This is a genomic window from Rhodococcus sp. LB1 (assembly GCF_001583455.1).
GTDB lineage: Bacteria > Actinomycetota > Actinomycetes > Mycobacteriales > Mycobacteriaceae > Rhodococcus_F > Rhodococcus_F opacus.
The window spans coordinates 4,455-10,713 of record NZ_LTCZ01000199.1 but is presented as its reverse complement, the minus strand read 5'-3'; the positions used below and the strand labels follow the sequence as shown (position 1 = coordinate 10,713).

Here is a 6,259-nt window from a genome sequence, read left to right as displayed (position 1 = left end):
CATGAAAGCGGCAGGCTAGGACCGGCGCAGGCCGTACTGGTGACCGATGCCCAGATTCTCGCGCAGGGTCTCGCCTTCGTACTCGGTACGGAACAGGCCGCGCTGCTGCAGGATGGGGATGACTCCATCGGCGAAAGCGTCCATGCCATAGGCGAGAACGCCGGGGATGACGAGGAATCCGTCGGCGGCGCCGGCCTCAAACCGTTCCTGCATGTGGTCGGCGACGACCTCGGGCGAGCCGATGGGAGCGGATGGTAGTCGATGACGGCGTGGTGGAGCACCTCGCGCACGGTCCAGCCTTCCTTGGCGACCTCGAGTGCTCTCAACGATTGTGGGTCGCCGGGGGTGGTGTGCGCAATGGACAGCTGATCTGCGCTCAATGGGGCGTTGAGGTCGCTTGGCCCCAGCGGCGGGCCGATGAGCTGGCCGAGGTAGTGCACGTGCTGGACAATGTCGGGCTCGACCAGCTTTCCGCGCTGAGTCAGCGCCGCTGCGTAGGTCGCGGCGATGGTGGGCATCACCCCGGGGAAGAACTTGATGTCATCGGGGCTGCGGCCAGCGGATTTCGCGGCTTGGCGCACCGACTCGCGCTGGCGCCGGGCGTCGTCAATAGTGAAGACCTCGCTGACAAGGATGTCGGCATAGCGGCCGGCGTGGGCGTGGCTGTGCGGGCTGGCGCCAGCGTGAGCCATGACTGGCTGGCCCTGCTTGGATGGCGGGATCTCGTCAGGCGTCTTCTTCCCAGCTGCCCCATAGTGCCTGGACGATCTGGATGACTTCGTCGGCCCGGGCATAGCGAGTATCGCGGTCATCGATTCTGCGCCCGAAGTTTGCGGCAGCCTGAGGGGCTGAGGTGGTCACGGCGTTCCAGCCCATGCGTCCGCCGGAGACGACGTCGAGGGACTTCAGCACGCGAGCGATATTGTATGGCTCTTCGAATGTGGCGCTGACGGTGTTGACTACACCGATCGCTCAGCCAGCGCGATGGCGGTGGCCACGACGGTTGGCTCGAGGGTCTGGTTCGGCGAGTGTGCCTCGCTGCGCTGGGTTTTGGGCGAGGAAGTCACCGAGGAAGATGAAATCGAACTTGCCGCGTTCGGCGGCCTGAGCGTAGCGCATCACGGCGTGAATGTTGACGTAGTCGGTGGGGTCGACCTGAGGGTCGAGCCACGCGTATGGGCTGGCGCCCAGAACATTGCCGCTTGTGGTGGCAAGGTGAATCTGTTTCCGGGACATTGCCTACTTTCGTCCGTGGTGGATAGCGTCGACGTGGCGGTTGTAATAGGTCAACGGGGCCGTATCGTCGTAGCGTTGGTGGTCGATGACTTCGAAGAGGACCAGCTCGTGGTCGCCGGCCGGGATGTGCTGGTGGGGTCGACGGGCACAACCTTCGTCGGCGAATGTGTCGATCCGTCGGAGATGACACGTAGGCTAAAAGGAGATAGTCTCCTCTTAGGAAGAAGAGATACGGAGACACTCCCCGTTTGGCAAAGTGAGGTAACCGCAGTAGTGCGTGAGATCGTGACGAGCAGGGTTCGTGCCCCGCGGGCTGATGCCCGACGTAACCGGGCCACATCCTCGACATCGCCGAGCAGTATTTCTCGGAACACGGCGTCAGCGGTTCGCTCGATGCGATCGCAAAACAGGCCGGCGTCGGCGCGGGCACCCTATACCGGCATTTCCCTAACCGGGAAGCGTTGCTCGCCGAGTTGCTCGCCGCGCGTGACAAGGCTCTGCTGTCCCGACGTGACGAACTCCGTACCCGGTCGGCGAACGCCGCCGCCGCGCTCGACGGCTGGCTCGACGTGCTCACCGAATGGGCTGGCGCATTCGATGGTCTGCCCGAGCCGCTGCGAGCTGCAACGACGGCCAGCCCGTCCCCGCTGGCTGTGACATGCCAGGGATTCGTCACGATGATCGAGGAGTTCCTCCAGGCCGCCCAGGGCGAGGGAAGCGCCCGCAGCGAGGTCAAGGGCCGGGACCTTTTCCTTGCCACTTTGGCCACCAGCTGGGTGCGGGGTGCGGATTTGGCTGACGACGAATCTGCCGCGGCCCTGGCCGCTCTCACCAGAAACGGGTGGGAGTTGCCCACACACAGATCCCCCGTCAGGCGCCGCCGACAAAAGGTAGTGCCGAGACGATCACGCCTCGTGCGGGCGTGAGTACTAATCCATCATCAGCAAGGAGAGCAACATGAAGCGCATTGGAATCATTGGCAGCGGATCGATCGGAGCAGCGATCGCTCGGTTGGCTATCGCGGCCGACTACGAAGTCTTGATCGCGAATTCGCGGGGACCTGAGTCGCTCACGGACTTGATCGACGAGCTCGGCCCCCGGGCACAGGCCGGCGAGGTCCGTGCGGCAGCGGAGTTCGGCGACATCCCGGTCCTGGCCGTACCGCTAGCCGCTTACCCGAACCTGCCCATAGACGCCTTCGCGGGAAAGACGATCCTCTCCACGGGTAATTACTACCCCCACCGGGACGGTCGCATCGAGCAACTGGACACCCTCGAGAGCACCACCGCCGAGTACGAGCAAACCCTCCTCCCGGACACGCTCATCGTCAAAGCATTCAACAACATCCTCTTCCACCACATCCCGAACCTCGCCAACTCCCTCCCGCGCACAGCACTGCCGGTCGCCGGAGACGACACCGCAGCCAAGGCGCGCGTCTCCGACATCGTGAACGCGCTTGGATTCGACACGGTCGACGCCGGGACGCTCGCCGAGTCGTGGCGCTTCGAACCGGAGTCCGGTGCCTACACGCCGATCTACGCCGCCAGCGCAGACGGACTCAAAAACGATTACCTCGCCGACCCCGGGGCCCCCGTTTCGGCAGACCGTCTGCGCACGCTGCTTGCTGCCTCGCATCGCCCTGATGTCGGGGCGCGACAGTTCTGACGCATAAGAACCGACCTCCAGGAGGGTACGGGCCGCGAACGTGCGGTGTATGCCGTCACCCGATGAGACAAGGACCCGCGGCAATCCCCGCTGAAACAACACGAATGGAACAATAAATGCCACGCCTGAACAGCAAGGTCGCCGTCATCACCGGAGCTGCCAGCGGTATCGGACTCGCCACGGCGCATATTTTTGCTGCCGAGGGAGCCAAAGTCGTCGTCACCGATGTATCGCAGGACGCACTCGGCCGCGCCGTCGAAGAGATTTCCGCCTCGGGAACAGAGGTGATCGCGCACATGCTCGACGTCAGTTCACCCGAGGACTGGAAACGGGTCATCGCCGACGTCACCGCTTTATGGGGAACTATCGACATCCTGGTCAACAACGCCGGGATCGCCCTCCCCAAGGGCCTTCTTGATACTGAACTCGACGAGTGGAACAAGGTTCTTGCGATCAATGCGACAGGCACCTGGCTCGGTATGAAAAACGTCATTCCCGTCATGCAGGCCGCAGGGCGTGGCGCGATCGTGAACGTCTCGTCGCTCGCGGCCATCATCTCCGGGCCAGCCGACGGCGGCGGCGCTGCCTATTCTGCCTCGAAAGGCGCAGTCCGGTCCCTGACCAAGCACGCGGCGAACTACTTCGCTGCCGACAGCATCCGTGTGAACTCGGTTCACCCCGGCCCGATCTACACAAGCCTCATCAAGAACTACGGCATCACCAAGGAGGAGGCTGCGGACCCCGTGAACTCGGTTCTGCCACCGCACATCGGCGAATCGTCCGACATCGCCTACGGCATCCTGTATCTCGCATCTGACGAGGCGAAATTCGTCACCGGCGAAGAACTGATCATCGACGGCGGCTACGTCGCCCACTGAGGCGAGGCGGAGGTGCGCCCCCCTTCGGGTAGTGCACCTCCGCGCATGGCCAAGCGGCCACCCGAACTCCGAAAGCCGATAAACATGACAAGCAAGAAGCAGATGATCCTGGGGTTGCACACCGGTAGCGGGTACGGCTCGCAGAGTTCGGCCTGGCGCGCCCCCGGCGTCGACGCCAACTACACCAGCTTCGACGCCCAGGTCCGCTACGCCCGGGCCGCCGAGCGTGGCGAGTTTGCGTTTCTGCTTTTCCCGGACTTTCTCGGCGAATAGGTCGACAACCGACGCTCGGAGTAACGAGTCGAAGGAAACGGCCAACGCCAAACATTGGATTCGAAACGGAGAGTATCTCCGTATAGCGCGCAGCCGACAGCGCGAACAGCTCGGATCTGCGCACGGAAAGAGGACATGATGACCAGACAAATGATTATCGGCATGCATCTGGGCAACGGGTACGGCAACCTGCCTGGTGCCTGGCGCGCCCCGGCGGTCGACCCCACGAGCTATGCGAGTTTCGACGCGAAGGTTCGGCATGCCCAAGCGGCCGAGCGTGGAAAGCTCCAGTTCCTGTTCCTGCCGGACGGTCCCAGTCACGTCGGCGACATTGAGAATGAGCCGCCTAACTTCAATCTCGACGTCATGGTTACGTTGGCAGCTGTTGCCCGCGAAACGAGCCGGATCGGCCTCGTCGCGACCGGCTCGACCACCTTTAACGAGCCGTTCAACCTCGCGCGACAGTTCAAGGCGCTGGATGTCATGAGTCATGGACGGACCGGTTGGAACGCCGTCACATCGAGCGGCGAGGACGTCGCGGCGAATTATGGCGCACGACTGCCGTCCAGCTCCGAACGCTACGGGAGGGCGCATGAGACGGTCCAGCTGGTACAAGCCCTTTGGGGCAGCTGGGGAAAGGCTGCATGGGTGCACGATAAGGCGACGGGCCGCTTCGCGAACGCCGAGCAGATCGCTCCCATCAATATGGGCGGCAATTTCGTCGCCTCGCGCGGGCCGCTGTACATTCCTCCTTCCGAGCAGGGGCAACCCGTCATCTTCCACGCCGGAGGCAGTCCGAACGCCCTCGATCTCGCCGGCCGCTACGCCAGTGGCGTCATCGGCGCGGCTTTCACGATCGACGATGCGCGTGCGCAGCGCGCCGCGTTTCGTGAAGCGGCCGAACGCGCCGGGCGGAACCCGGACGAGCTCAAATTCTTTGCCGGCCTGATGACGACGATCGCGAGCGATAGGCGGGAAGGTCTCGATCGCCGAATCACTTTGAGCGGACGAACATTTCCTCAGCGCGCGTCCTATCTTGGACGGATGCTCGGCCTGCGCCTCGATCCTGCGCGGCTCGACGAGCCACTACCGCCGGAGCAGTTGTCCAAGGCGCGGCCATCACCGGCCGACCCGCGCTCGGTCCATGCACTTAAGATCGCGCGTGAAGGCTGGACGGTCCGCGACGTGCTCGCGCACGGTGTGATCGATTACCACCCCGTCATCGTCGGACCGGCCGCCGACGCCGCTGACCACATGCAGGAATGGTTCGAGGCAGACGCTGTTGACGGCTTCTGGGTGTCGCCGGACATATACCAGGATGGGCTTGACGCCTTCGTTGATGGCGTGGTGCCGATCCTCCAGGAGCGCGGGCTGTTCCACCGGGAATATGACGGCGCTACCCTCCGAGAACACCTCGGCGCACCGGCCCAATATGGAGTCGATCCGCGCGTCACGCGGTGACTTCAATCAAACATCATCTGGGAGGTTATCTACATGAGATAGGCACTATCGGCGCGGGAAATATCGGCGCTAGGTTGGGTCTGTCCAGATAACGGTGTAACTGGTTGATTTGTGGCTACTTTCGCCCGGCGGACAGGCGTCCGTCGAAGGTGATCTCGAAGGCATTCAGTGCCGCCTTCCAGCGGTTGGACCGCCGTTGGCGAGCGGTGCCTGTGGGATCGAGGCTCACGATGGCCAGCCCCACCAGAGCGCGTAGGCGTCTTCACCGCAGCCGACGTCGAGGCCACGTCCCGGCGGTCCAGACCGAACAACACGATGAATGGACCGAAGGACGCCGCGATCTCGGCCTGAACGTGCTGGCCCGCTCCCTCAACGCCAAGCCCACCGACAGCACTAGCGAGCCCACAGAGGAGGTGAGACCGGCCTTGACTGCCTGGACTCACCAACGAGGAGAAGTTGCGCGACGACGTCGTACACCACCCGCTGGGACTTGACCCGGAATTTAGCCGTCCGTGCCGAACTGTCAAGCATTTGAATCAGGTCGAGCTGAATGTGCCCATGCGGAACTATCCGACGGTGTCGGTTGTTGACGCTTGCAGCAGTCGCGAAGTATCGCGGCACTCGGCGAAGGAGCACAAGAACATGCGCATCGGAATCATCGGAGCCGGTCAGATCGGTGGCACTCTTACACGCAGGCTGACTGCGCTCGGTCACGACGTGCGCGTCTCGAACTCTCGGACACCCGA

The 6,259-nt window shown here is 63.4% G+C and carries 8 protein-coding genes and 4 pseudogenes; 9 read left to right on the top strand and 3 right to left on the bottom strand.

What is annotated here, in order from left to right:
• A partial coding sequence (locus AZG88_RS54100) for a hypothetical protein (protein WP_231914180.1) occupies positions 1-258 on the top strand: 258 nt, incomplete at its 5' end.
• Between the two features lie 272 nt (positions 259-530).
• On the opposite strand, the pseudogene AZG88_RS55715 reads toward AZG88_RS54100, so the two are convergent.
• Together AZG88_RS55715 and AZG88_RS52850 are read right to left on the bottom strand one after the other, a co-directional pair.
• Positions 531-912: pseudogene (locus tag AZG88_RS55715) on the bottom strand (LLM class flavin-dependent oxidoreductase); the annotation flags it as partial.
• Positions 913-972: 60 nt separating this feature from the next.
• Positions 973-1,236: a hypothetical protein gene (locus AZG88_RS52850; protein ID WP_061699504.1), complete on the bottom strand. Its 264-nt coding sequence runs from the start codon at positions 1,234-1,236 to the stop codon at positions 973-975.
• A gap of 338 nt (positions 1,237-1,574) precedes the next feature.
• Here AZG88_RS52850 and AZG88_RS55710 point away from each other — a divergent pair.
• From AZG88_RS55710 to AZG88_RS24880, 6 genes and pseudogenes are all read left to right on the top strand, one after another.
• Positions 1,575-1,652 (top strand): annotated as a pseudogene (locus tag AZG88_RS55710) (TetR/AcrR family transcriptional regulator); the annotation flags it as partial.
• A gap of 45 nt (positions 1,653-1,697) precedes the next feature.
• Entirely contained in the window at positions 1,698-2,162 is a 465-nt protein-coding gene (locus AZG88_RS24900) for an SbtR family transcriptional regulator (protein WP_231914179.1), read from the top strand.
• Positions 2,163-2,193: 31 nt separating this feature from the next.
• Positions 2,194-2,901, top strand: coding sequence for an NADPH-dependent F420 reductase (locus tag AZG88_RS24895; protein ID WP_061699503.1), 708 nt, complete (start codon positions 2,194-2,196; stop codon positions 2,899-2,901).
• A gap of 116 nt (positions 2,902-3,017) precedes the next feature.
• Positions 3,018-3,779 (top strand): SDR family NAD(P)-dependent oxidoreductase, encoded by a 762-nt coding sequence (locus AZG88_RS24890; RefSeq protein WP_061699502.1) that lies wholly within the window; start codon positions 3,018-3,020, stop codon positions 3,777-3,779.
• A gap of 84 nt (positions 3,780-3,863) precedes the next feature.
• Positions 3,864-4,052: a hypothetical protein gene (locus AZG88_RS24885; RefSeq protein ID WP_061699501.1), complete on the top strand. Its 189-nt coding sequence runs from the start codon at positions 3,864-3,866 to the stop codon at positions 4,050-4,052.
• A gap of 135 nt (positions 4,053-4,187) precedes the next feature.
• The gene (locus AZG88_RS24880; protein WP_061699500.1) at positions 4,188-5,513 is read left to right on the top strand and encodes an NtaA/DmoA family FMN-dependent monooxygenase; all 1,326 of its coding nucleotides are present in this window, start codon (positions 4,188-4,190) and stop codon (positions 5,511-5,513) included.
• A 115-nt stretch (positions 5,514-5,628) separates the two neighbouring features.
• Here the strand turns inward: AZG88_RS24880 and AZG88_RS55705 are convergent.
• Positions 5,629-5,757, bottom strand: a pseudogene (locus AZG88_RS55705) (IS256 family transposase); the annotation flags it as partial.
• 43 nt (positions 5,758-5,800) lie between these two features.
• Here AZG88_RS55705 and AZG88_RS55700 point away from each other — a divergent pair.
• Both AZG88_RS55700 and AZG88_RS54090 read left to right on the top strand, forming a co-directional pair.
• Positions 5,801-6,007: pseudogene (locus tag AZG88_RS55700) on the top strand (hypothetical protein); the annotation flags it as partial.
• Between the two features lie 148 nt (positions 6,008-6,155).
• Positions 6,156-6,259, top strand: a 104-nt coding sequence (locus AZG88_RS54090) for an NAD(P)-binding domain-containing protein (RefSeq protein ID WP_442971748.1), incomplete at its 3' end; no start/stop codon positions are given.

Excerpts from the sequence above, each read along its gene's own strand:
- AZG88_RS52850 (WP_061699504.1), bottom strand. The coding sequence starts at position 1,236 with ATGTCCCGGAAACAGATTCACCTTGCCACCACAAGCGGCAATGTTCTG.
- AZG88_RS24895 (WP_061699503.1), top strand. The coding sequence starts at position 2,194 with ATGAAGCGCATTGGAATCATTGGCAGCGGATCGATCGGAGCAGCGATC.
- AZG88_RS24890 (WP_061699502.1), top strand. The coding sequence starts at position 3,018 with ATGCCACGCCTGAACAGCAAGGTCGCCGTCATCACCGGAGCTGCCAGC.
- AZG88_RS24885 (WP_061699501.1), top strand. The coding sequence starts at position 3,864 with ATGACAAGCAAGAAGCAGATGATCCTGGGGTTGCACACCGGTAGCGGG.
- AZG88_RS24880 (WP_061699500.1), top strand. The coding sequence starts at position 4,188 with ATGATGACCAGACAAATGATTATCGGCATGCATCTGGGCAACGGGTAC.